16 protein-coding genes and 2 pseudogenes are annotated in these 24,504 nt (G+C 71.1%); 9 read left to right on the top strand and 9 right to left on the bottom strand.

The features are described from left to right. The first annotated feature begins 13 nt into the window (after window positions 1-13). Together OG948_RS38860 and OG948_RS38865 are read left to right on the top strand one after the other, a co-directional pair. Entirely contained in the window at window positions 14-6,958 is a 6,945-nt protein-coding gene (locus tag OG948_RS38860) for an amino acid adenylation domain-containing protein (RefSeq protein WP_331769688.1), read from the top strand. 14 nt (window positions 6,959-6,972) lie between these two features. Beyond that, complete coding sequence (locus OG948_RS38865) at window positions 6,973-7,881, top strand: pyridoxal-phosphate dependent enzyme (protein WP_331769689.1); 909 nt, start codon at window positions 6,973-6,975, stop codon at window positions 7,879-7,881. A gap of 24 nt (window positions 7,882-7,905) precedes the next feature. Here the strand turns inward: OG948_RS38865 and OG948_RS38870 are convergent, their stop codons facing one another. Beyond that, on the bottom strand, window positions 7,906-8,043 hold the full coding sequence (locus OG948_RS38870) for a hypothetical protein (protein WP_331769690.1): 138 nt from the start codon (window positions 8,041-8,043) through the stop codon (window positions 7,906-7,908). Between the two features lie 340 nt (window positions 8,044-8,383). Next, window positions 8,384-9,301 carry an NADP-dependent oxidoreductase gene (locus OG948_RS38875; RefSeq protein WP_331769691.1) on the bottom strand — a complete coding sequence of 306 codons (918 nt, stop codon included), beginning with the start codon at window positions 9,299-9,301 and terminating at the stop codon, window positions 8,384-8,386. 120 nt (window positions 9,302-9,421) lie between these two features. Between OG948_RS38875 and OG948_RS38880 the strand changes: the two genes are divergently transcribed. Beyond that, entirely contained in the window at window positions 9,422-9,871 is a 450-nt protein-coding gene (locus tag OG948_RS38880) for a helix-turn-helix domain-containing protein (RefSeq protein WP_331769692.1), read from the top strand. 370 nt (window positions 9,872-10,241) lie between these two features. Continuing rightward, a complete protein-coding gene (locus OG948_RS38885; RefSeq protein WP_331769693.1) occupies window positions 10,242-10,523 on the top strand; it encodes a hypothetical protein in 282 nt (93 codons plus the stop codon). A gap of 22 nt (window positions 10,524-10,545) precedes the next feature. Here the strand turns inward: OG948_RS38885 and OG948_RS38890 are convergent, their stop codons facing one another. After that, window positions 10,546-11,640 carry a hypothetical protein gene (locus OG948_RS38890; RefSeq protein ID WP_331769694.1) on the bottom strand — a complete coding sequence of 365 codons (1,095 nt, stop codon included), beginning with the start codon at window positions 11,638-11,640 and terminating at the stop codon, window positions 10,546-10,548. Between the two features lie 1,500 nt (window positions 11,641-13,140). On the opposite strand from OG948_RS38890, the gene OG948_RS38895 reads away from it, so the two are divergent. Further along, window positions 13,141-13,824: an SDR family NAD(P)-dependent oxidoreductase gene (locus OG948_RS38895; RefSeq protein WP_406300541.1), complete on the top strand. Its 684-nt coding sequence runs from the start codon at window positions 13,141-13,143 to the stop codon at window positions 13,822-13,824. Window positions 13,825-13,982: 158 nt separating this feature from the next. Here OG948_RS38895 and OG948_RS38900 read toward each other — a convergent pair whose 3' ends face one another. Beyond that, entirely contained in the window at window positions 13,983-15,803 is a 1,821-nt protein-coding gene (locus OG948_RS38900; protein ID WP_331769695.1) for a GMC family oxidoreductase, read from the bottom strand. Next, a complete protein-coding gene (locus OG948_RS38905) occupies window positions 15,800-17,497 on the bottom strand; it encodes an aldehyde dehydrogenase family protein (RefSeq protein WP_331769696.1) in 1,698 nt (565 codons plus the stop codon). The genes OG948_RS38900 and OG948_RS38905 overlap by 4 nt, the downstream gene beginning before the upstream one ends. Window positions 17,498-17,752: 255 nt before the next feature. Between OG948_RS38905 and OG948_RS38910 the strand changes: the two genes are divergently transcribed. Next, window positions 17,753-19,003, top strand: coding sequence for a helix-turn-helix domain-containing protein (locus OG948_RS38910; RefSeq protein WP_331769697.1), 1,251 nt, complete (start codon window positions 17,753-17,755; stop codon window positions 19,001-19,003). 31 nt (window positions 19,004-19,034) lie between these two features. Continuing rightward, window positions 19,035-19,163: pseudogene (locus OG948_RS38915) on the top strand (winged helix-turn-helix domain-containing protein); the annotation flags it as partial. A gap of 71 nt (window positions 19,164-19,234) precedes the next feature. Here OG948_RS38915 and OG948_RS38920 read toward each other — a convergent pair. Beyond that, window positions 19,235-19,888, bottom strand: a complete 654-nt coding sequence (locus tag OG948_RS38920; RefSeq protein ID WP_331769698.1) for a TetR family transcriptional regulator — start codon at window positions 19,886-19,888, stop codon at window positions 19,235-19,237. 381 nt (window positions 19,889-20,269) lie between these two features. On the opposite strand from OG948_RS38920, the gene OG948_RS38925 reads away from it, so the two are divergent. Further along, complete coding sequence (locus OG948_RS38925; RefSeq protein ID WP_331769699.1) at window positions 20,270-20,863, top strand: hypothetical protein; 594 nt, start codon at window positions 20,270-20,272, stop codon at window positions 20,861-20,863. A gap of 85 nt (window positions 20,864-20,948) precedes the next feature. On the opposite strand, the gene OG948_RS38930 is transcribed toward OG948_RS38925, so the two are convergent. Together OG948_RS38930 and OG948_RS38935 are read right to left on the bottom strand one after the other, a co-directional pair. Continuing rightward, window positions 20,949-21,959 carry a pyridoxal-phosphate dependent enzyme gene (locus OG948_RS38930; RefSeq protein WP_331769700.1) on the bottom strand — a complete coding sequence of 337 codons (1,011 nt, stop codon included), beginning with the start codon at window positions 21,957-21,959 and terminating at the stop codon, window positions 20,949-20,951. Continuing rightward, window positions 21,956-23,281: a D-arabinono-1,4-lactone oxidase gene (locus OG948_RS38935; RefSeq protein WP_331769701.1), complete on the bottom strand. Its 1,326-nt coding sequence runs from the start codon at window positions 23,279-23,281 to the stop codon at window positions 21,956-21,958. The genes OG948_RS38930 and OG948_RS38935 overlap by 4 nt, the downstream gene beginning before the upstream one ends. Before the next feature lie 142 nt (window positions 23,282-23,423). Here OG948_RS38935 and OG948_RS38940 point away from each other — a divergent pair. Further along, window positions 23,424-23,795, top strand: a pseudogene (locus tag OG948_RS38940) (aminotransferase class III-fold pyridoxal phosphate-dependent enzyme); the annotation flags it as partial. A 50-nt stretch (window positions 23,796-23,845) separates the two neighbouring features. Here OG948_RS38940 and OG948_RS38945 read toward each other — a convergent pair. Then, window positions 23,846-24,463: an HD domain-containing protein gene (locus OG948_RS38945; RefSeq protein WP_331773443.1), complete on the bottom strand. Its 618-nt coding sequence runs from the start codon at window positions 24,461-24,463 to the stop codon at window positions 23,846-23,848. Window positions 24,464-24,504 lie beyond the last annotated feature (41 nt).

A 24,504-nucleotide genomic window follows, 5' to 3' on the forward strand; every position in this document is an offset into this window, starting at 1 on the left:
CGAGGAGACCCGGGTGACCCGAACCCACGACACGCCGCCCTCCACAGTCGACGGGGACGTCTGGTCGTCCCTGGCCACGCAGGCCGTCCGGACACCGCACGCGACGGCACTGGCCGACGCGCACGGCGAACTGGACTACGAGACCCTGTTCGACCTGGTCGCCGATCTGGCGGACCGACTGGCCGACGCAGGCGTGCAACCGGGCGACCTCGTCGGAATCCCGCTGCCACGCGGCCGGGACGCCATCGTGGCCATCCTCGCGGTCCTGCGCGCCGGAGCCGGATACGTACCGCTCGACCCGGTCTATCCGGCGGCCCGCCTGGACCTGATGATCGAGGAGACCCGGCCCCGCGCGCTGATCACGACCGACGGTGTGCTGCCGCTGGACGACAGCGTGCGCCGGCGGGATCCCGCGTACGTCATCTTCACCTCCGGTTCGACGGGTCGACCGAAGGGCGTCCTGGTCGGCCGCCGGCAACTCCGCGATTTCACCGAGGCCTTCGCGAACCGGTTCGCCTTCGCGGAAGGCGACCGGATCCTGCAGTTCGCCTCGCTGAGCTTCGACACCAGCGTCGAGGAGATCTTCTGCCCGCTGCTCCGGGGCGCCACGCTGGTCCTGCGCGACGACGACATGATCAGCAGACCGGACCTGTTCTTCGAACGCTGCGACGCGCTCGGGATCACGATCCTGGACCTGCCGACCGCGTACTGGCACCAGCTGGTCGCAGCCCTGGACCGGGGCGAGGCCACGCTCCCGGCCGCCGTGCGGTGCGTGATCATCGGTGGCGAGACCGCGCGACCCGACGCGGTACGCCGCTGGCAGGCCGCGGTGGGCGGCGCCGTCCGGCTGTTCAATACGTACGGCCCCACCGAGACCACCGTGGGCGCCACCGTCGCGGACGTGACCGAGTGGTCGGGGGACGTGGTCCCGATCGGCCTCCCGCACCCCGGCGTGACCTGCCGCATCGGCGACGACGGCGAGCTGCTGATCGGCGGCATCGGCGTGGTCGACGGCTATCTGAACCGCCCCGAGCTGACCGCCGAGCGGTTCGTCACGACGCCCGGCCGGGGCCGCGAATACCGCACCGGCGACCGCGTCCGCCGGTCCGCCGACGGGCAGTTCGAGTTCCTGGGACGGCTCGACGACCAGGTGAAGATCCGGGGCCACCGAGTCGAACCGGCCGAGGTCGAGGCGACGCTCCGCACGCTCGACGGCATCACCGACGCCGTGGTCCTGGTCGACGAACGAACCGGCCGCGCCAAGCTGATCGGCCACGTCGTCACCGAGGCCACCACCGACCTCACGACGGTACGCGGCGCCCTCGCCGACCTTCTGCCCGCCCACCTCGTCCCTGCCGCCCTGATCACCCACTCACGATTTCCCCTGAACCCACAAGGAAAAATCGACAAGGCGGCCCTCGCCGCGAAGGCGCCGCAGCAGCACGCCCCGAACGTCGCCCACACGGCGGCCGAACGCAGCGCGGCCACGCTGATGCGAGAGATTCTCGGCGTCCCGGTCACCGACGCGGCCGACGATTTCCTCACCCTCGGCGGCGATTCCCTGGACGCCGTACGCCTCATCGCCGCCCTACGAGAGCGGCACGGCGCGGAGCTGACCCTCACCCGGTGGTACGCGGATCCCACCGTCGCCACACTGGCCGGGCTGATCGACGGCGCGAGCGGGACGACGGGCGCGACCGCCGATCCCCCCACCGCAACGCTCGCCGAAGGGGTCCCGCACAGGCTCAGCCCGATGCAACGCGACTACTGGATCGCCGAGCAACTCTGCGCCGATCTGCCCGTGTACACGCTGGGCATCAAGTACCGCTGGGCAGCACCGGTGGACGTCCCGGCGCTGACCACGGCACTCGCCGAACTCTCCCGCAGACACCCGCTGTTGCGAGCCCGCTTCCCCGACGACGGCACCGAGCCGAGCATGGTCATCGCGCCCGCGGCAAAGATACCGCTGACGCTGGGCGAGCCGGATCGCGCAGGCATCGACTTCCGGCACGGCCCGGTCGCACACACCTTCCTGAACGGCGACACACTCGTCCTCATCGTGCATCACCTCGCCTTCGACGGATGGTCGGCGGGTGTCCTGGGGCAGGAACTCGCCGCCTTGTACCGGGCCGCGCGCGCAGGTGGGGACCCGATCACCGTCTCCGGCCTGCCGCCGGCCGCCCCCGCGCCCGACCTCGCCGCCCGCAGTGCCGAAGCGAAACGCGACGCGACCCTCGTCTCGTACTGGCGGGAGCGATTCGACGGCGCCGAGCTCGATCTGGAACTGCCCACCGACCGGCCTCGCCCGGCCACTCCCTCGTACGCCGCCGACCGCATCAGCCGGCCACTCGATCCCGACCTGCTGAACCGACTGCGCTCCTACGCCGGCGACCGGCGGGCAAGCCTGTTCATGGTGGTCCTGGCCGGACTCCAGGTCGTACTGCGCCGATACACCGGGCGCACCGACGTCACCGTGCTCTCCGCGGTTGCCGGGCGCTCCACCGAGGAGTCGGCCTCGTTGATCGGCCCCGCGTTGAACGTCCTGCCGCTGCGCGGCGATGTGTCCGGCGATCCGTCGTTCGCCGAACTCGTCGCACGGGTGCGGGACACCGTCCTGGGCGACCTCGACCGCGGGCGGCTCGCGCTGCCCGACCTGGTGGACGCCCTGGCCCGACCCGGTGGCGCCAAGCGCCTGAGCCCGGTCATGCTGACCGTGCACAACACCCCGACGTCCGACGACCCGATCATGCGCTACGCCGGCGAGCTGCCACCGGCCGCGACCATGGTCGACCTCGCGATCAGCCTCGACTTCCCCGCCGACGGCGCGGTGCTGAACGCCGACTACGCCGCCGAACTCTTCGACGGCGCACGCGTCGAGGCGTTCCTCGACCACCTGCTGACCCTGCTCGACGCGGCGACCGGTGGGACCGGGGCCATCGCGGCGACCGGCGGGACGAGCACGCCGATCACCCGGCTGCCGATGCTCACCGACGGCGAGCACCGCCGCGTCGTGCACGACTGGAACGACATCGTCGCCCCGATACCGGATGCCACCGCCGTACATCAGTTGTTCGAACGCCACGCCACGGCAACGCCCGACGCACCCGCGCTCACCGTCGGCGGCGACACCCTCAGCTACGGGGAGTTGAACCACCGGGCCAACAGGCTCGCCCGAAGACTGCGCCGGGAGGGGGTCCGGCCGGGGCACCGGGTGGCGATCAACCTGGATCGCGGCGTCGAACTCTTCACCGCGATGTGGGCGGTGCTCAAGTCGGGCGCCGCCTACGTGCCGCTGGATCCGGCCTACCCCCGCGACCGCCTGGACTACATGCTGGCCGACAGCCGGCCGACGGTCGTGATCAACCGGGACTACCTCGCCGAAGGACTCCCCGAAGGACTTCCCGAGGACGACGGCGATCCGCCCCTGTGCAACTCGGCCGACGATCCGGCGTATGTCATCTACACCTCGGGATCCACCGGCAGGCCCAAGGGAGTCGTCGTCACACACGGCAACCTCGTCCACGCCGCCGGCATGTGGCGGCAGGCGTACCGGTTACGGCCGGAGTGGACCTACCTGCAGGCGGCCAGCTTCTCCTTCGACATGTTCGTGGGCGAAACGCTCCGAGCACATCTCAGCGGCGGTCGTCTGGTGGTCGCCCCGCGCGAGACACTGCTCGACCCCGCCGATCTCCACGCGCTGATGAAGGCCGAGAACGTCGACTGCACCGAACTCGTGCCCGCGGTGCTGCGCGCGCTCCTCGGCCACACCGAGAGCAGCGGGGCGGACCTGTCGTTCGTCCGTCTGCTGATCGGCGGCGGCGAGAAGTGGCACGTCAAGGAATACGAGCTGGCGAAACGCCTCGTCGGCGCGGACAACCGCGTCGTCAATTCGTACGGTGTCACCGAGGTCACCGTCGACAACGTCCTTTTCGAAGGTTCGGTCGAACACCTCGCCGACGACGCGCCGTTGCCGATCGGACGGCCCTTCCCGAACAACCGGGTCTATATCCTCGACGCGCACCGCCGGCCGGTTCCCGCGGGCGTGGTCGGCGAACTGTATCTGGGCGGGCTTGGCGTCGTACCCGGCTACCACGACCGGCCCGAACTGACCGCCGAGCGGTTCGTGTGCGATCCGTTCGTCACCGCGCCCGGCGCCCGGATGTACCGCACCGGCGACTCGGCCCGGTTCCACCTCGACGGCACCGTCGACTTCCTCGGCAGGCTCGACGACCAGGTCAAGATCAACGGGTACCGGATCGAACTCGGCGAGATCGAGGCCCGCCTGGGCACGCTGGAGCGGGTGGCGGCGTGCGCCGTGGCCGCGCACCACCCGACCGGCGGCATCAGCCGGCTCATCGGCTACGTGGTGACCCGCGACGGGGCGGAGGCCGACGAGGCCGCGTGCCGCGAGATACTCGCCGCGGGTCTGCCCGCGCACATGGTTCCCACCCGCGTCCTCACGCTGCCCGCACTCCCGTTGACCCCGAACGGGAAGCTGGACCGGCGCGCACTGCCCGCACCGGCCGGGACAGGGCCCGCGTCCGCCGTGACACTCGCTCGGACCGACACCGAGAAGCGGATCGCGGCCATCTGGGCGGAGGTCCTCGAGGTCCCCGAACCCGGCATCGACGACAACTTCTTCGCCCTCGGCGGCGACTCGTTCTCGGCTCTCAAAGTCGTCCGTCGCATCGAACCGGCCCCCAGTCTGGTCGAGTTCTACCAGTACGCCACCATCCGCCGGCTGGCCGCACATCTGGGCACGCGGTCGGAGACCGGGCCTGCCGATCAGCGGCTGCTGCAACGGCTCACCGCCACGGACGCCGACCCGGCGACCGGCGGGCACACCGTCGTCGCGGTGCCCTACTCCGGTGGCAGCGCCGTCGCCTATCAGCCGCTCGCCGACGCGCTTCCGGCGAACTGGGCGCTGCGGGCGGTGGAGTTGCCGGGCCACGACCGATCCAGAGCCGACGAGGAACTGGAGCCGATCGCCGTCGTCGCCGACCGCATCGTCGACGAAATGCGCACGATCGACGGCCCGGTCCTCCTCTACGGACACTGCCTCGGCGTCGCGCTCACCGTGGAAGTGGCACGGCGCGCCGAGGCCACGGGCGTGCCACTGGCCGGGGTCGCGCTCGGGGCGGGTTTCCCGACCGCCCGGCTGCCCGGACGATTCTTCGACTGGATCTACCGGCACGTGCCGGTGGACCGCTTCACCTCCGACCGTGAATACCTGGCCTATCTCCGCGCGCGCGGCGGCTTCACCGATCTGGACGACGACGAGCAGGAGGCCTTCGTACTCCGCAACGTCCGGCACGACGCCCGCGACGCCGAGGAGTACTTCACCACCGCGTACCGGCAGACGTACCGCCCGCTGAAGGCTCCGGTCCTCACCGTCGTCGGCGCCCGCGACCGGGTCACCGAGCACTATCAGGAACGCCACCAGGAATGGCGGCACTTCACCGAGGGCGACGTGGGCCTCGTCGTACTGCCCCGCGCGGGGCACTTCTTCCTCAAGAGCCACGCGGAGCCGCTCGCGAAGGCGTTGGTGGCCGACGTCGCCTCCCGCACCCCGCAGCCGACCACTGCGCCGACCGCTGCGCCGACCGTGCAGCCGTCCGCCGAGGTCCGGAGCCCGGCGTCGGGGACGGCACCCGATCTGCGCAAGTTCGCGGTGGTCGCGTTGGGCCAGCTCCTGTCGATGATCGGCAGCGGGCTGAGCACCCTGGTACTGAGCATCTGGGTACTCGACCGAACCGGCTCGCTCACCTCCTTCGCGGTGGTGAGTGCGATCGGACTGCTCCCCGGCATCCTCGTGGGGCCGGTCGCCGGGGCCGTCGCCGACCGGTGGGACCGCCGCAAGGTGATGCTGGCGAGCGACACCACGGCCGGACTCTCGATGGCGGCCCTGGTCGTCCTCATGCAGAGCGACGGCCTGCATCTGTGGCACGTCTATCTGGTCGTGTCGGTGACGTCGGTGGCCGGAGCTTTCCAGCGACCGGCCTACCTCGCGGCGGTCGCGCAGCTGGTACCCAAGCGCTACCTCGGCCACGCCGCCGGAATCGGGCAACTCGGTGTCGGCGTCGGACTGGTGTTCTCACCCATGCTCGGTGCCGCGCTCATCGGCCCGATCGGCATCGACGGCGTGCTCCTCCTCGACACGGGCACGTTCGCGATCGGGGCACTCACGCTGCTTCTCGTCCGTTTCCCGAACCTCCTGTTCCGCGTACGCGAGGAAACCTTCGGCGCGGAGATCCGCAACGGCTGGCGCTACATCACCCGCCGACCCGGCCTGCGCGCCGCGCTTCGGTTCTTTGTCATCGACCACGTCTTCTACACCCTGGGCTTCGCCGTCATCACACCGATGCTGCTGGCGGAGCAGTCTGCCTCGGTGCTGGGTCTGGCGCTGGGTGCCGGCGGCGTCGGCGGGATCTCCGGCAGCGTCCTGATGGGCCTGTGGGGCGGTACCGCCCGGCGCAGTCACGGCATGCTCGTCTCGATGGGCATCGGCAGTTTCGCGATGATCCTGGTCGGAATCTCCACCGTCCCGGTCCTGATCATCGCCGGGATGTTCCTCGTGGGGTTCGGCGAATCCCTCGCCGAAGGCCATTGGATCGCGATCGTGCAGAGCAAGGTCGGATTCGAACTGCAAGGCCGCGTCCTGTCCCTGTTCATCACCCTGATGATGCTGACGATGCCGCTGGGCTACCTCGTGGTCGGGCCCCTGGCCGAACGTTTCGTCCAACCACTGCTCGAATCCGAAGGCCCCGGACGCGGCCTCGCCCTGCTGATCGTCCTCAGCGGAGTGCTGCAACTGGCCTGGTCCGTCCGCGGCTGGTTCGACGACCGGCTGAGACTGATCGAGGACGAACTGCCCGACGCCATACCGCCCGCCGAGATCGGCACGCGCGACGACCTGCAGCGCGAAGCCGACGAAATGCTCTCCGCCCGCACCCGGTGAAGGAAAACACCTCCTTGTTGCCTCAGATTTCCGTCGCGCCCACCGATCCGTACCTGACCCCCTTCATCGTCGCGGACGGCCTCCTGCCGGACACCCGCGTCTTCCTCAAGGACGAGACCCGTTACGCCTCCGGCAGTCACAAGGAACCCGCCGCCCGCGCGGTCGTGGCCCGCGCCGTCGCCGAAGGACACGACCGGATCGTCGTGGGATCGTGCGGCAGCTACGGGCGGGCGATGGCGACGGCGTGCGCGGCGGCAGGCCTGCGGTCCACCGTGGTGCTGCCCGCCGAATGGGGCGACGGCGGCGCCGCCGCCGCGACCGCCGGGGCCGACATCCGTCTCGTCCACGGCGGCTACGAGGACGCCGTCGACGAATCGCACCGCCTGGCCCACACGTTGGGGGCTCTGGACGGCAATGTCGACGGCCCCTGCAAGGACGCGATCCTGGAGGGCCACGGACATGTCGTCCACGCCCTGCATCGAGAACTGGGCGGCGCTCCGGCTGCTCTGTGGATCCCGGTCGGCAACGGCACGACGATCGTCGCCGCCCACCGCCAAGCCCGCCTCCTGGCCTGGCCGTTGGCCCTCCACGCCGTCGGCTCCCCCGGAAACAACCCGATCGTGACGAGCTGGCCGGGTCCCTACCGCACGCTGGCGAGCCACGACGTCGTCACGACGGAGCACAACGAACCCCTGGTCAACTGGCACGCCCTGCACGGCCCCGACGCCCTGACCGCGATAGCCGACTCGGGCGGCGCGGCGCACGCCGCGGACGACGACGAACTACTCGCCGCCCAGGCCCTGCTGGGACGCCACGGACTTCACCCCACCGCGGCGGGCTCGGCCGCCCTCGCCGGCCTGCTGTCCCACGCCAAGACCACCGCGGTCAGCGGAAACCACATCGTCCTGCTGACCGGCCGCTGAGATCCTGTGAAACTCCGAAAGCCATCACCACAGCTCGAGCCGCGTGGGCCGTCGAAGCCCTTCGGCCGTCACCTGCGGCGCGAGCACGAAGCTGACCCCGGTGTAGACGAGGAACGGGCCGCCGAGGACGGCGAGGACGGTGGCGAGGCGCTTCATGGTCATGGCAGATTTCCTGCGGGTGTGTCGTACGGCGGGGCGGAACGGAACGGAATCGGCGACAGGCATCGCATCGCCTCACGAGACATCGCGACCGCATCACGGACAGCAGGGAGCGGGCTGAGACTTCGTCTTCCGCCCCGGACGTCTCGGCGTTTGCCCCGACCGACGTCGTGACGGCTGGGGCCGCTGTGGCTCGCCGGTTTCGGCGATCCCGCCGATGTCGTGGCCGGGCCGGGCCGGGCCGGGGGTCGGTTGCGCGGCAGGGACCGGCCCCCGGCGTTCGAGGCTTCCGGCGGGCAGGTGCCGGTGATCGCGGTGGGCGGCGCGCTCGGCGCCGGGCTGGTCAGGGGCGGATGATGTAGCGGCCGCGGAGGCCGCCCCTGGCGGTTGCCCGGTGGGCGTCGGCGGCCTGGTCCAGGGAGACGACCGCGTAGACGCGGGCCGGCAGTTCGCCCGCGGCGGTGCGGGTGAGGAGGTCGGCGAGTCGGGCGCGGTCGGAGACGGTGACCACGGAGGTGACCGAGATCCCGCGCTCGGCGGCCGGTTCGAGGCCGGGCCGCAAGCCGACGTAGGCGCCGCCGTCGCGGACCAGCTCGAGGGCCCGCTCATTGAGTTGTGCGGGGTCGACGACTGCGTCCCATCCCGGCTCGGCGTGCGTGGTGAAGTCGGCGCCGAGGCCGCGGACGAACTCCTCGTCCCCGGCGCGGGCGAGCCCGGTCACCTGCCAGCCGCGTTCCCGGGCGAGCACGGTGACGTTCGCCCCGACCGCCCCCGCGGCGCCGGTCACCAGCAGCCGGCCGGCCCCCGCGGGCGCGTCGCCGAGCAGGTCGACGACCTGCGCGGCGGCCGACCCGTTGAGCGGGACCGTGGCCGCGGCCGGCAGGTCCAGCCCGTCGGGGACCGGGGCGACGTCGGCCGCCGCGACCACGATCTGCTCGGCGTAGGTGCCGTAGTCGCGGTCGAAGCCGACCACCAGGCCGGCCACCCGGGTGCCGACGGCCAGGTCGACGCCCGGCCCTGCCGCGTCCACGACACCGGCGAACTCCCAGCCCAGACCGGTGTGTTCGGGCTGCGCCACCAGCCCGATCCCGTGGAAGAAGCCCGCCGCGACGCCGAGGTCGGTGGGGTTGACCGTCGCCGCGGCGATGGCGACGCGGATCCGGCCGGGGCCGGGCTCGGCGACCGGCACCTCGATGATCTCGATCGAGTCGGGCCCGTTCGGGACGCGGACGACGGCGGTGCGGAAAGTGGCAGCACTCATGGCTTGTTCCTTTGCGGTGGGGTGATCGTTTACGGGCTCCATGCTGGTTTCGTTAACCTCGGGACGAAAGAAGGCACTCGAAAGTGCGTTAGCCCCCCTCGGGCACGGAAGGAGCGATCGATGGCGACGCGGACGGCGGCCCAGCAGCGGGCCGAGGAGAAGACGAGCTACAACGCGTTCATGGAGGGCTGCCCCAGCCGCCAACTGCTCGACCGGATCTCCGACAAGTGGGTCGCGTTGATCCTCGCGGCCCTCGGCAGCGACGGCCCGCACCGTCCCGGGGTCGACCACGGCGATGGTCCCCGGACGATGCGCTATTCCGAACTGTCCCGCCGACTCGCGGGCGCCAGCCAGAAGATGCTCACCCAAACCCTGCGCTCCCTGGAGGTCGACGGCCTGGTCACCCGGACCGTCACGCCCACCGTGCCCGTCACCGTCACCTACGAACTCACCGAACTCGGTCTGTCCCTGAACCGCGTCATAGCCGGCCTCAAGGACTGGGCCGAAACACACATGACCGACGTACTCGCCCACCGCGAGGAACACCACCGCGCCGCAGCCGAACACTGAGTAGGGTCGGGGCAGTCCACACGGCGCCGCAGCGCCGCCACCTTCCCGGCGAATGCGGTCGTGCCCGAGCCGTCCCCACCCGCTGCCCCGGTGCCCGGACTCCGTGGTACTGCGCGCACAACGCGCGGATTCCGCGTCGGCTTGGGCGACGCACGCACCAGACCTGGCTGCGGGATCCGGCGAGCGGTCGGTTCCTGTTCGAGGTCTTCCGTGAGCCGCATGAGCACGGGACGTGGATCTGCCGACGTGACTCTCGTGCGCGTCCAAGGTCCACCCCGACCCGACCCGACCGCGCCGCCGACACGCCTTCGCACCGGGTGAATTCGCCGATCCCCGGACACCCCGGGCAGACGTCCGACACCCTGGGTGGGTGGCCGACGACATCGCGCACGACGACCCGTACGAGGGTGCCCCGCCGATCCCGGTGGAATTGGCGGGCCTGGCCGAGTCGACGGGCCGGGAGTTGTTGTTGCGCGTGGCGGCCGTCCTGGACCGTGTCGCGTTGGCCGACACGTCGGGCGGGACGGCGCTGTTCGTGTCGGCACTGCACGCCGCGCGAGGCCTGGTCGAGCACGACGACCGCGCCGATGTCGACCAGCCGTTGCGGTACGTGCGGGAGCAGTACCGGACATGGCGCGAGGCCACGACATAGCAACACGCCGGAAGGCTTCGGGCTATTCGGCGTCACAAGGGCCGGGACCCTTGCGGGAGCGGTGTCCCGCGCGCGGGACGGACCCACCATCCGCCACGACCCCCGACACCGCGCCGACGCCCCGACTCTCCCCGCCATCCGACGGGCGGGCAGACCCGACGGCCCCTCCGCGCTGACCGGCCGTGCGGTAGCACACGAGAGCAGGAACGACTTGATGGACCTCGAAGGCGCTGGGATCGACCGCCTCATCGTGCGATACGTGTGCGGCGAGGATCAGGCCTACGACGCCCTGGTGGCCGCAGGGGCGGGGAGCCTGTCGCGCCTTCTGGACACGCGGGCCGGTCGGGCCGCAGAGTCCTGGAACGACGCCTTGGCGGAGGTACGCGAACGCCTCGACGCCCTGGGGAGGGAGGCCTTCGAACGCCTCTCCACGCTGCAAGCACTTCTGGCGAAGGCGTTTCCCGATGCCCTGTTCGACGCGGTCGCCGACGACCCGGCACTCGAACCCGTGGTGATGTGGACGCTCCGGGGACTCTCCGACCCCCGCGTGCTGCCGATCCTCGAGCGTGGGCTGCGCTCTCCGGGCTCCACTCGCCGGCAGGCGCTGCACGGCATGGTCGAGCACGGATCCGCCGCACACACCGACGCGATCGTCGCCTGCCTGGGCGACGAGGACGATCGTTCGACAGCCTTCGAAGTGCTGGGGCACCTGGGTGACGAGCGTGCGATCGGCCCACTGTTGGCCTGGCTCGCCAAGGACGACCGGACCGCCATGATGGCCGAGCGGGCTCTCGCCCGCATCGAGGAGCGCATCGGCGGCCCGCGCGCACGACCCGTATGGCTGGACCTGGAAGTCAGGGAGTTCACCGCGTCCTCCCCTCTCCAGCCGTCCCGCGTCACCGACGTACCCGCGCCCGGGCAGACCGTGGTGAACGGCGACGTTCTCGTCACGCTGGAAAGCGAGATGTTCGAGACACGGTTGTGCGCCGACCGATCCGGAACCGTCGCGGAAGTCCGCGTGCGGGTGGGCGACGAAATCTCCGACGCCGTCGTCGCCGTCGTCCTCCGAGCCCGACGCCGCATCGGCTAGCGCGCTCGGCCGGTCCGGCTCGACCATGTGTCACATTCCTGCTCGCGTTGACCACGTGGCCCGCCGACTGGCGGGAGCTCCCGCGGGTCCCCGCCCACCAACATCCCGAAATGACAAGGGCGTAGCCCCGCAGCCGTGTCCTCGCCGGCACACCGTGGAGTCGCCGAAGCAGACGAATGCCGACACGAGCCCTGACTGCCGCAGGGTCACCCGCGCCCGCCGTGTCCCCGCCACCGCGCCGATATTTCGCCCCGCCAGGCAGAACCTGACCATCGAACGCCGCTGGGTCAAGGAACGCCAACCGACCACCGACCACGGAGCACGGCGAACACGACCGGGAGCCAAGGGTGCCTCACGTCGGCGTCCCCGTCGACGTGAGGCGCACGGGTCGTTACGACGGGCCGATCGGCATCAGTGCCGATGGTGTCAAAATCATGTTCGAGTGCAGGCTCTTCGCGTATGCGCGGCGTAAGAACCACCCGGTAGCGCCGAGGGAGTCTCTATCGTCGTGGAGAGGTCCGGTCCGGTTGTCTCGCTGCCGGATCGACGACGTGCGTGGCGTGACTCGCCGTCCGGCCGGCGCTCGACCTCACCCAATGAGCGAGCGACTGCCAACCGTGGCGCGTAGACCTGTCGGGTCGAGGGCGGCGAAGGCGCAACCGATGCCCCTGGTCCGGGGGCTTCGCCTCGGTCGGGTGATCACGTTCGATCGTGTGGCCGGGACGACTTCGCGCAACGCGGGAATTCCGCGGCGATCGCTACGTACGAAGGAGAGTGTCCGATGCCCTCCGGCCCCGTTCGTCGAGAGCGTCTCGAAGAGTTGCGCGCCGCGATCGAGTCCACCCACCAGGCCCTCGGCACCATGCGTTGGCGCACGGCTCGATTCTTCCACGAATCCTCCGAGGATCGACTGGCTCGCGAATTGGACGTGGTTTCAGGGGCGTTGCGGGATCTCCTACGGGCTGCCGAGTCGCTCGCCGCAGGCACGACATCGTCTGTCGTCATGGAATCCGAGACTGGCGAGGGCAAGCGTTCGCCGGTTCCCGAAGGATGCGGCGCGGCACGAAGTAGTCGTCCCGGCCCGATGACGTAGTCGAAGCGCCGCCGACGTGGCCCCGCCGCCCGGTTGGGCCCTGCGAACAGCCGGCACCCGGGGCTCCACAATCGCTCTGCGGTCGGGGCGTCGGGACGTGGCTCCGGTTTCTCGGTCGGCGTCAAGGTCTCGTGAGCAAACGGCGTTCACGCTTGTTCCCGACGTGGGTCCGGCGGTCTGATCGTGGTGTGAGTGAATCCGCGGCATCGCCGGTCGGCGCCGGCCGCGAGCGAGAGTGTCTCGTCGTGGTCGCGTGCCGTCGATCGTGCGAGTCCGCACTCTCGATCCGGATCGGTCTGCGCCACAAGGACGAGCCCCCTGATCCGGAGAGCGGTCCCAGGCGCGTCTGATCCGACGTGGCCGCCGCCTCCTCGGCAACGCGCCACCTTGTGCGGTTCTCGGCATGTGCGCGATCCCGTCGGGTCTCCGACAGCGTGCACCACAGGTATCCGACCGGACTCCCGGCTCTCGTCGGGTCGCCCCCGGCTCCGGCTTCCGGCTACGCGCACGGCCCGGCCCACCCGTCGGCATTCACTCAACTTCGCGACTCACCCCTGCGGCCGAGGCGCCCTGCCCGGCTGCCGTTTCCCTGTGGAGGAACCCTGCCCACCTTCACCCCTGCCGGCGTCTCCCCGACCCGGGCATCCACGCTCGCGGGGCCTCGCACGGTCCTGGTCACCGGTGCCGCGTCCGGCATCGGCTACGAGACCGCCCGCCTGCTCGCGACCGCCGGCATGTCGGTAATCGTGCACGCGCGCAACGGCTCACGGGCCGAGCAGACCGTCGACCGACTCGTGCACGCGATCGGGGTCGTGACCGGCATGTCGCTCTCACCGACGAGGCGGCCGTCGATGTATGGACAGCCGGGCAGGAGACCCCGGCTCCGGCCGGGCCCGGGCTCCTCCACGCCAGGACGCCACCTCCACCACGGCGACCGGGGTGCGCCGTCCGGGCCTCCCGGCGAGAAGGCGATTCGAGGCCCCGACGGAGGACGACCCGGTCATCCGGTGGGGCCCGGTCCACGCCTCGATCGTCGCCGTCGCACTGCCCGCCCTGGTCGAACACGCCGCCGTGCCCGCCTCGTCGCCGCTCGTGCCGGCCTCGGCCACCGCCCATGAGGCACACGCCCCGGTCGAGCCGTTGCACCGGGCGCCGGGCGCGCACATGAGCCGGCGACCACCCGGACGCCGGGCCGGGGCCAGGCCGGCCATCCGGGTCGCCGCCGCCCGCAGCCGGGGCCCACAGGGACACATCGGTGTTCGTATGCACGTCCCTTTCACCGTTCGTCGCGCCGCTCGGCACCGCCCCGCACCTGGCCGCCGGCCGCCTTCGTACGGACGGTCGGCAGGGGCAGGAGCGGGAGCCGGAGGGCGGCGAAGGCGTGGTCCGGGACCGCGGGGCGCGACGGCTTCACCGGTGGGACGGGCCGGTACGGCTCGCCCTGGGCGGGGCGTGGGTCGGCCCGGCCCTTGTTGGGCCACATGGACATGGCCCGTTCGGCCTGCGCGGTGATGGTGAGGGACGGGTTGACGCCGAGGTTGGCGGAGATGGCCGAGCCGTCGGCCACGCTGATCCCGGGGTGGCCGTACAGCCGCTGATACGGGTCGATCACTCCGGTGCCGGCGGTGTCACCGATGGGGCAGCCTCCGATGAAGTGGGCGGTCATGGGGATGTCGAAGAGGTCGCCGACGCTGCTGCCCGGGAAGCCGTTGATCTCGTCGGCCAGCAGTCGGGCCGCCCGGTCGGCGGCGGGGATCCAGGTCGGGTTGGGCGCCCCGTGCCCCTGGCGGGACGTCAGCTTTCTCCGGCCCAGGAGCGACCGCTTCAGCGAGACGGTGAGGGAGTTGTCCAGGGACTGCATGACCAGGGCGATGATGGTGCGCTCGGACCAGCGGCGGTTGTCGAGCGAGCGGGCGAGGAGGCGGGGGTGGGCGGCGGCGGTGGCCAGGAAGCGCAGCCAGCGGGGCGCACGTCCACCACCGGGCACCTGCAGCACGGTCATCAGGCCCATGGCGTTGGAACCCTTGCCATAGCGACACGCCTCGACGTGCGTGTTCTCGTCGGGGTGGATGGACGAGGTGATGGCCACGCCCCCGGTGAAGTCGACGCGTTTGCCATAGCCGCGGTCGGTGGTCTGCGCTCCCACCAGCGCCTCGGAGTTGGTGCGCGTGAGGTGGCCCAGGCGGTCCGAGATGCGCGGAAGATCGCCGCGAGCCCGGAGGATGTGCAGCAGGCGCTGAGTGCCGTGGGTGCCGGCGGCCACCACGACGCGGCGGGCGGTGAGGGTACGGCGTCCGCGCCCGAGGGCGCCGGTGCGGCGGGCCTGCACCATGTAGCCGTCGCCCTGCTCGGTGACCCGGGTGACCGTGGTGAGCGGGTGGATCTCGGCGCCGCCGCGTTCGGCCAGGTAGAGGTAGTTCTCGGTGAGCATGTTCTTGGCGCCGTGGCGGCAGCCGGTCATGCACTCGCCGCACTCGGTACAGGCGCGGCGGGCGGGCCCGGCGCCTCCGAAGTACGGATCGTCGACCGTGGCCCCCGGTTCGGCCCGGCGACTCCCGTCGGCGTCCTCGCCGTCGCCGAAGAACACGCCGACCGGCGTCCTGCGGAAGGTGTCCTCGACCCCCGTCTTCCGAGCCGTCGCCAGCAGGTGTTCGTCGGCGGCGGTCGTGGTGGGGTTGATCCGCACGCCGAGCATCCGTCGCGCCTGGTCGTAGTGGGGCGCCAACTCGTGTTGCCAGTCCGTGATGTGACCCCATTGAGGGTCGGTGAAGAACGGCTTCGGCGGGACGTAGAGGGTGTTGGCGTAGTTCAGCGAGCCGCCGCCGACCCCGGCACCGCCCAGGATGAGGACGTTGCGGAGCAGGTGGATGCGCTGGATGCCGTAGAGGCCGAGAGCCGGTGCCCAGAGGAATCTGCGGAGGTCCCAGGAGTTCCTGGGCAGGTCGGCGGCGGTGTAGCGGCGGCCGGCCTCCAGGACGCCGACCCGGTACCCCTTCTCGGTCAGGCGCAGCGCGGAAACGGAGCCGCCGAACCCGGAGCCGATCACGATGACGTCGTAGTCGTACTCCTGTGGCTCCCGAGACGTCCGGGGGGTCACGATTGGCCTCCGAGGGATGAGACGAGGGCGGCCAGTGCCTTGGGGAGGGCCTTGGCGAGGGAGGGTTCGGCGGCGAACCCGGTCAGATGCCGACCGACGGCGTGGGCGTTGCGGTGGGAGACGAACCACGGCGGGGTGGGCCAGGGACGGAAGGGGCCGCGGCCCACGGTGCGCTCCACGTGGTCGGGGTCCAGCAGCAGCCCGTTGTGCACGACGCCGACACCGCTGCCCGCGTCGCGCACGTCGTGGCCGGGGAAGGCTCCCCAGGTGGCGCGGGGCATCGTGTACAGCACACCGGCCCAGCAGTTGACGGCGATCGTGCCGTAGCACAGCCGGGCGATGGCGGCGTCGAAGGCCGGCCCGAGCCGGCGAACGGTCCTCGGGTCGGCGATCACTCCGGCGCCGAGGTCTCCCGCGAGCCGGTCGTTGCAGAAGTCCACCGCGCGGTCGAGGAAGTCCGCCGGGCTGTCGGCGGGCAGCCGGGTGATTCCCAGGACCGGGCCGAAGTATTCGGTGGCGAAGGCCGGTTCGTCCCGGTCGGCCCAGTCCAGGTCGGTCAGGAGGGTCCGCGGCACGGCGGGGTCGCCGCGGAGCAGTTCCGACCGGGAGTGGCTGTCGACGGCCATCCGCTGTCGGGTGGCCGCGCCCGGGTAGAACGCGGGGCGGGCGGGCGCCTCGACGAGCGCCCGGCGCAGATGGTGCAGGAAACGGTCGGCCTGCGGCCAGTGCCGGGGCAGGACGACGACCTGTGTGGCGACGCAGTTGAACCCGCTGTTGTGCAGCCGTTGAGTGGCCAGGTGTCGCGCCTGAAGCTTCAGGGCCGCCTCGCTCCACCGGCCCGGTACCACGATCGCGGGCCCGACGCCGCCGAGTTCGCTGCTGACCGGCTTGGTGAGCAGCGGCTCGCCGCGGGCCCTGCGTCGCGTGCCCTCGTCGCCGGGCCCGAAAACGATCGCGTCATGGCTGCCGCGGCTGCCCGTGATGTGGACCGTGTCGACGGCCGGGTGGTCGACCAGGTACGACCCGGTGGTGGCGCCGCCGGAGGTGATGCGGACGAAGCCGCGCTCGACGAAGCCCGCGAAGACACGCTCGAGGACGGGCGCCAGGTAGGCGTTGACCGGGTTCAGTTTGATCAGGACGACCGCGTTGTCCTGGTACAGCTTGGACAGGGCGTCCAGCGCGGGAATGGAGTTGACGTTGCCCGCGCCGAGAACGAGGCCGACCTCCCCGGGCAGGCGTCGATCGCGCAGTCGGCGTGCGATGCCGGCCTTCGCCTGCTCCAGGGTGACGCCCGGACGCAGCCACACCTGGCCGGTGTAGCCGGGCATGATGCGGTCGCGGGCGGTGAACGGAAAGACGTCCACCGCGATCCGGCCGCCCGGCACGGTTCGGGTCGCCGCGCTGTCCAGCGGGTTGCGGCCCGATTCCAGGAGCGAGAGCAGCCGGATCAGCGCGTCGGCGGCACCGAGCAGCGCGTACGGACCGCTCAACCATTCCTCGCCCGCTGCCGGGGCGTTCGGTTCGATGCCCTTGCCGCGGCAGGACTCCGCCACCCATTCGTCGAGGACCCGGGCGGTGTCCGCGCGCAGCCGTTCCAGCAGCATGCGCTTGGCGTCCAACGGTGTATGGACCCACGCGCGGGCGCCGGCGCGTAGGACCGTGAGGTCGCGATCGAGGACGCTGGTGTCGGACATGGCTCACTCTCGAAGAGGACGGGCCGGAACGGCGGTGGGCAGCCATCGGGGGTCGGGCTTCGCCCGACGGGCGCTCGGCGGGATCCGGACGCGGCCGACCTGCGGCACGCCGTGATCGGTCACGGTGTGCGTGCCGCGGACGCGGTTGCGGTCCGCCACACCGTAAGCAGCGCCGACACACCCTGCCCATGTGCAGGCGCCCAACAGTGGGCGCGCTCCTTGTGCGTTGGCCCGAGGGGCTCGTAGCCTGCGGGCATGAAGACGGCCCCACCGGACGTCCCGCTCTTGATCCGGCAGATCGCCGAACGGTGTCTTGCCGAGATCGACGATCGCCTTCCCGACATCGACGCGGCGATCTTCGAGGTGGCCCCGGTCCTGGCCGAGGATCCCACCCTCGCCGCGGAGAGCCGGGCCAGCAACCGGGCCAACGTGGTGCGCTGCCTCACCGCCATACAGCGGCGCCCGGGCGAACCGATCCCCCGTGGCGCTCCGCTGGAGACCCTCGACCTGGCCCGGACACTGGTGCGCCGCGGCATCGAGCTCGAGGTGCTCGTGCAGTCCTATCGGCGGGGCATGAACGCGGCGTGGCGACAGTGGATGGACGTCGCCGCCGCGACCGTCGTATCCCGCGGCGACCTGGTCGAACTGCTCCAGGTCACCTCGGCCCTGCTGTTCGACTACGCCGACGGCGCGCTCGACGCCGTCATCACCCGTATCCGGCAGGAACGCCGGGAGTTGCTCTCCGGAGAGCCGGCATTGCGGGCCGAGACGATCCGGCTGTTGCTCGACGGAGCGCCCCTGAACACCGACCGGGCCGGCCGACGGCTCGACTACGACCTCACCGCCCGGCACACCGCCGCGGTGCTGTGGATCGATCCACCGGGCGAGACCCACGGCGTACTCGAACAGACCGCCGGCCTACTCGCCGCGGCGGTCCACGCCCGACGACCGCTGACCCTCCCCGCCGGCACCTCCACCCTGTGGGCCTGGATCGCCACCCGCCACGACCCGGACTGGCAAGCGCTGCGTGAGGCGATGACCCACGCCACGCCCCACGTCCGCGTCGCGCTCGGCCCGCCCCGGACCGGCGTCACCGGTTTCCGGCGCAGCCACGCGGCGGCGCTGTCCGCCCAGCGGCTGCTGGCCGGCAACCCCGACGGAGAGCGCCTCGTCCCGTACCACGAGGTGGAGGCCGTCGCCCTCGCCGGACGTGACGAGGAACAGATGAAGGAGTTCATTCGCTCTGCCCTGGGGCCCCTGTGCGGCACCGAGCCGGCCCTGGTGACCCTGCGCTCCACGCTGCGCGTCTACCTCGACGAAGGCGGCAACGCCCCGCGGACGGCCGAGCGGCTGCACACCCACCGGAACACCGTGCTGCACCGGGTCGCCCGCGCCGAAGCCCTCCTCGGATTCCGGGTCGCCGAACGCCGCCTGGCGGTGTCCCTGGCCCTGGAGCTTCTCCACCGCCTCGGGAACCGAGCGCTGGGACCGGCCGAACGGCTCTGAGGCCCCGGCTCCGTGGGAGGCCGAGCGATGGACCCCGGCCCGGGTCCAGAGCGTCATCCGCCGCCGTTTCCGGCTGAGTCCGTCCGTGGCGACGGTGTGGCGGCTGCTCGAGCGGCACGGTTGGTCCTGGCAGGCACCAGCCTGCGCGGGCAGGGGCTGATCATCGGCGTTCCGGAGGCACGGGTCCGGCCCCATGGCCGGGGTGGACGAGGGGGACCCTCGGCCCGGTGCTCATCGATCAGGGCGGGCCGACGGCTTGGCCTTGAGGCGCTGCTTCCAGGAAGCCAGTTCGTCATCGTCCATGGCGTAAGCCATGAACAAGGCGAGAAAGGCGGTCCGGGCCGTCTCGACGTCGTCGGATCGAGGACGGACGAGGTGGTGCAGGTTGAACCCCTCGGCCAGTGCGGCAAACGCGCGGGCGCCCTCCTGCGGCCTGAGGGCGCCCGCCGCTCGCAGGGCCGCCTCGGCGACGCGTTCGATGGTCTCGACGATGCTCACGAGCGCTTCGGAATGGGTGGGAGTTCGCGCCGCGTGGAGGAGCACTTCGTAGCGCGCCAGTTCGAGGGATTGCGGGTATGTGGTCAACAGCCGCGCGAACTCGGCCGCGATCCCTTCCGGGCCTGCCCCGTCGGCGCCGACCTGCTGGGCGCCGGCGTCAAGGTGGGCGTTGAGATCGTCCGCGACAAGCTGCACCACCTCGATTCCCAACTGCTCGATGGAGCCGAAGAAGTAGGCGACCGAGGTGGCGGGGCACCCTGCGCGTTCGGTGACCGCCCGATGGGTGAGCCCCGCCATGCCCTCCTCCGCCAGGACCTCGAGGGCAGCCCGCAGGAGTTCTTCGCGTCGGCGTGCGCCCTTGGCGTAGCGCTTCTCGGGATTCGGCATGCCTCCACCGTACCAATCTTGTAGACATCTTCAAGATTGAGGGGTAGTGTCGTGTCCGAACGCCACGCCGACTGCCGAGCGCAGATGCGGCCCACCTCGACGGTCGACCGACCGACCCGGCCCGACGGGAAGCGCGCACGAGTATCGAAGCACTCGGCGTGGTGGAAGTCGACGACCGCGTCCTCGGTGGCGGGAAGAGGCCAGGAGCGCCCGCCGCCGCCCGCCCCCACCGGAAGCCGGTGGCCGAGCCGGCCCTGCGACCGGCATGAACCCCGCGGCCGAGACCATCGGTTCGAGGCGGGGACGCGTCCGCTCATCGGTACGTGGCGCCCCGAACCATCCGCCGCGGCACACACCACCACGCCCTGCCGGAGGGAAACCATGCAGCTCGAATGCGCGCCCAGCGACCCCATCCACACCGCGATCTACCTGCGCTGCTACCCGTTCGACACCCGGCGGATGGAACCCCACCACAACGCCATGCGCCGCTACGCCGAACACCTGGGCCTCCCCGAGCCGCTGGCATACCTGGACAACGGCCGCCGCTCCGGCGGGCCGCTGCCCGCCCTGGACGGGCTGATCGCCCTGGTGGCCGCAGGGATCTACCGCCTGCTGCTCGTGCCGGGACCGTTCGTCTTCTCGCTGCGCGATGCACAAGCCCGCTCGATCACCCGCCGGATCACCGCCGCGGGCTGCGACGTGATCCAGCTCCCTTCCCGACAACCCGGAGCCGGATCCACGCTTCTCGAATCCGATCCCGCCTGGGGCGTGTGGGTCGGCCGCAGAATCACCCTCCACGATGGCAGCACCGTCGTCGTCCGGATGGCCCGCCGAGAGCACGCCGCGGACGTGCTGTGGGTCGTGGACGCCCGCGGAACGATGCGCAAGATCCGCCGGCGGCGACTCCCGCCCCCGCGTGCGCATCGCCACCGCGTGACACATGAACGAAGCGTGGTCGGGCCCGGTCCGCTTTGACGAACGTCCCGGATCAGCGGGCGCCGGAATGCGCGGGGAAGGCGAAAGCGCCCTCCGATCCGGGGCGACAAGAGCGGACCCGAGATCATCGTGGCCCGTTCGTGTCCAGATACAGGACAGGGCCGACTCCGAGCCGGCCGGCGGCGTTCATCGCCAGCAGTGCCGCCATCGCCTTGGCGGTGTAGACCGGTTCGAGTGTGAGGTTCTCCCTTTCGGCAGCGAGTCGTCGTGCGCGTTCGCCCTCCGCCGTCGCGTGACCATAAGCCGGCCCGAGCCATTCGCGGACGAGGTGGAGGTCATGTGGAGACAAATCCACGGGGGGAAGGTCCGCGCCTCGAGCCCGCAGCAGCTTCTGTGTGCGGCGAGCCAGGCCGACGAGGGTGGGCGGGTCCAGTCGTAGAGTGTCGTTGACGACGACACCGACGACCCGGGTACGCAGGCCCGCGAGGCGCAGGCCGAGCAGCAGTCCCGCCGTCGTGCCTCCGGATCCGACCGCAGTCACGATGTGCGACGGCTCGGGCAGCACTCCCTGTTGCACCTGGGTGGCCAGTTCGAGAGCCGCCTCCACGTAGCCGAGAACACCGATCGGCGACGAACCGCCCGCCGGAATGAAGTACGGAAGCCGCCGGCCGGTCATGTGTCGGGCGAACAGTACCGGCGCCGCGGCGATCGTTCCGGCTTTGGTACGCGTGAAGTGCAGCGTTGCGCCGCTGCGCTCGAGCCGGGCCAGTTGCGTACGCACGTGGTCGTCGACGGGTTGGTCGATCAGGGCGATAGCGGTGGCCAGGCCGATTTCCCGAGCGTACAGCGCGGTGGCCAGACCCCAGTTCGTCCCCAACCCGCCCACGGTCAGGATCGTGTGCCGACCTCGTCGGCGGGCGTCGGCCAGCAGCCATTCCAGCTTGCGCACCTTGTTCCCGCCCCAACCGCCGTCGCCGAAGGCGCTTTCGTCCTTCACCCACACGGGTGCGATGCCGTCGGACAGTCCCGGCAGAGGACGCACCGGGGTGGGGACCGAATCCAGTCGCAGGTGTGGCAACGTCTCGCACAGCGCCGGGAATCGCCGGTGCAGAAGGGGGGCCGTCGCCTCGTTCATGCCGGCTCACCCGCGCCGACGGGACCCAGTACCCGCTCGACATAGGCGTTGGTGAACAATCCGTGCGGATCAAGCCTGGCGCGCACGGCCTGGAAACGATCCCAATGCGGGTACTGCCGGCGCAGCGTCTCGGCGGTTTGGAAATGCCGCTTGCCCCAATGGGGGCGGCCACCGTGGGCGACCATGACCTGCTCGACACTCCGGAAGAACGCTTCCCATGGGATGCCGGCGAATTGGTGCACGGCGATGTAGCAGGTCTCCCGGCCGCCCGCCGGGCTGAGGTAGGCGTCGTCGGGGGCGACGAAGCGAACCTCCAGCGGCGTCGGGACGTCGAACTCCCTTCGCTCGGCGATCTCCCGCACGACCCGGACGGCCTCGGCGGCGTGCTCGCGGGGAATCGCGTACTCCATTTCGGTCAGCGGTACTCGGCGAGGCGTCGCGAAGACCCGGTAGGAGCGGTCCGTGTACCGCGTGGTGCCCGAGTTCGCGGAGGCCACTCGGTTCAGCCATGGAATCAGGCCACGGCGCGACCGGCCGAGCAAGCACACGCCCCAGTAGGCGTAGTTGCTCAGGAACATGTCGTGGAACCACTCGCCCAAGCGCGACCGCGGACTGGGGGAGGCCGCCGTCCGATTCCAGGTCTTGGTCATCGCGAGCGGGCTGTGCGGGAAGGTGAAGAACCCGAAGTGGTCGTTGCCGTCCACGAGTTCGTCGAGGTTGTCCAGGGTCGCCGCCAGCGGCGCCGTCGTGTCGACGGCGCCGAGGGTGAAGGCCGGCACCGCTTGTAGTGTCACCGCCGTCACCACACCGAGTGCCCCCACGCTCACCCGGGCCGCCCGCCACGTGTCGGGGTCGGTCGCCTCGTCGACTTCCAGCGTACGGCCGTCGGCGAGGGTCAACTCCATCGACTTCAGCCCGGCCGACAGGTTGGGCAGCGTGATACCGGTGCCGTGGGTGCCCGTCCCGGTGGCGCCGGCGATCGACTGCACATCGATGTCACCGAGGTTCGCGAACGCGAGGCCGTGGTCGTACATCAACGCACTCAGCGCACCCAGCGTGATCCCCGCCTCGACCCGTACCAGACCGGTCGCCCGGTCGACGTCGAGCACCCGATTCATCCGGTCCAGCGACAACAGGGTCCCGTCGGTCAGCACCGCGTCGGTGAACGAGTGTCCCGCGCCGGCCACCCTGACCGTACGGTCGGCCTCGGCCGCCCGGCGGATCGCCTCACCCACCTCGGCCCGACTCGTCGGCCGCTCGAACACCGCCGGCCGGCAACTCTGGTCCCCCGCGAAATTCCTCCACACCGGCCCCTTGCTCATGTCTTCTCCTCGGGAACGCCCACGTCATAAGACCCCGGCCCATCGTCAGGGCGGGCCGTCTGCACGCGGCCCGGACTTGCGGCTGGGCACGACCCTAGGACTCAATATTGAAGATGTCTACAAGATTCACCGGAGTGTCGTCATGCGGCACCCCCGGAGCACCCTGCCGCGACCACGCAGCAGACGGATGACGCCCTGCTACGGCGAACCCCTGGAGATCGTGGGAGGCGAGGGCCGCCGGGCCATCGATGCCCAGGGGCGCCGCTACCTGGACTTCTTCGCGGGCAGCCGGACGAACAGCCTCGGCTACGACATCCCCGAGATCGCCGACGCGATCAGCCGGCAACTCGCCAAGGCGGAACTCCTCACCGCCACCGCCTACCTCAACCGCAGCGAGGTCGAACTGGCGGAGCGGATCGCCCGCCTGTCCGGTATCCCCGACGCCAAGGTGTGCTTCGTGCAATCCGGTACCGAGGCCAACGAACTCGCCCTGATGCCGGCCTGCGGATACCGGCACGGCATAGTCACGCGCGAACCCGGCACCGCCTCGGTGCCTCGGCCGGATCACCCGTGGGGAGCGCCGTCGGCCAGATGGGCGAACGTCTCGAGCCAGGTCGCGTACCACCGGCCGAACCACGGGTGATCCTGGGCGAGAGGGACGATGGTTCGCGCCGTCTCACGGTAGTACGAGCCGCGTTTGTCGGGTCGGGGGTGCGTGTCCAGGCGCTGGACGTTGCTCAGGCGATCCGCCAGTTTCACCACGAGCGCGTCCGTCGGCGCGCTCTGCAGCCGGCTCAGATAGGCCTCTCGGGCCTCGGCCGGGGACAGCCCCTCGGCCGGCTCCGGCTTGGTCACCCACTCGACCAACTCCGCGACCCGGTCGCCGAAACCGATCCTCACCGTCTCCGGCGAGCATGCCGTGTCCTCCACGACATCGTGCAGGACTGCCGCCCGCAGGACGTCGACATCGACGACACCCAGCGCCTCCACGAGAACGCGCACGACCTCCAACAAGTGCTCGACGTACGGCTCGCCCGCCGGCCGCACCTGCTCCGCGTGCCAACGCACCGCGAACTCGACCGCCGCGTCGAGCAGTTCCAGGTCCCGCGGGGAAAAGCGGCTCGCCCACTCGTCCCGGAGAACCGGCCAACCGGCCTTCGCCTCGAACCTCTCAAGCACCATGCTCACCACTCGCCCCCGTGTTCGCCGACCGGCACCGAACA

It is taken from the genome of Embleya sp. NBC_00888, assembly GCF_045207655.1.
Taxonomy (GTDB): domain Bacteria; phylum Actinomycetota; class Actinomycetes; order Streptomycetales; family Streptomycetaceae; genus Embleya.

Bases quoted from the DNA above. Each gene is read 5' to 3' on its own strand.
- OG948_RS38870 (WP_331769690.1), bottom strand. From the start codon at position 8,043: ATGACCATGAAGCGCCTCGCCACCGTCCTCGCCGTCCTCGGCGGCCCG.
- OG948_RS38875 (WP_331769691.1), bottom strand. From the start codon at position 9,301: ATGAGTGCTGCCACTTTCCGCACCGCCGTCGTCCGCGTCCCGAACGGG.
- OG948_RS38880 (WP_331769692.1), top strand. From the start codon at position 9,422: ATGGCGACGCGGACGGCGGCCCAGCAGCGGGCCGAGGAGAAGACGAGC.
- OG948_RS38890 (WP_331769694.1), bottom strand. From the start codon at position 11,640: ATGGTCGAGCCGGACCGGCCGAGCGCGCTAGCCGATGCGGCGTCGGGC.
- OG948_RS38905 (WP_331769696.1), bottom strand. From the start codon at position 17,497: ATGTCCGACACCAGCGTCCTCGATCGCGACCTCACGGTCCTACGCGCC.
- OG948_RS38910 (WP_331769697.1), top strand. From the start codon at position 17,753: ATGAAGACGGCCCCACCGGACGTCCCGCTCTTGATCCGGCAGATCGCC.
- OG948_RS38920 (WP_331769698.1), bottom strand. From the start codon at position 19,888: ATGCCGAATCCCGAGAAGCGCTACGCCAAGGGCGCACGCCGACGCGAA.
- OG948_RS38925 (WP_331769699.1), top strand. From the start codon at position 20,270: ATGCAGCTCGAATGCGCGCCCAGCGACCCCATCCACACCGCGATCTAC.
- OG948_RS38930 (WP_331769700.1), bottom strand. From the start codon at position 21,959: ATGAACGAGGCGACGGCCCCCCTTCTGCACCGGCGATTCCCGGCGCTG.
- OG948_RS38935 (WP_331769701.1), bottom strand. From the start codon at position 23,281: ATGAGCAAGGGGCCGGTGTGGAGGAATTTCGCGGGGGACCAGAGTTGC.
- OG948_RS38945 (WP_331773443.1), bottom strand. From the start codon at position 24,463: ATGGTGCTTGAGAGGTTCGAGGCGAAGGCCGGTTGGCCGGTTCTCCGG.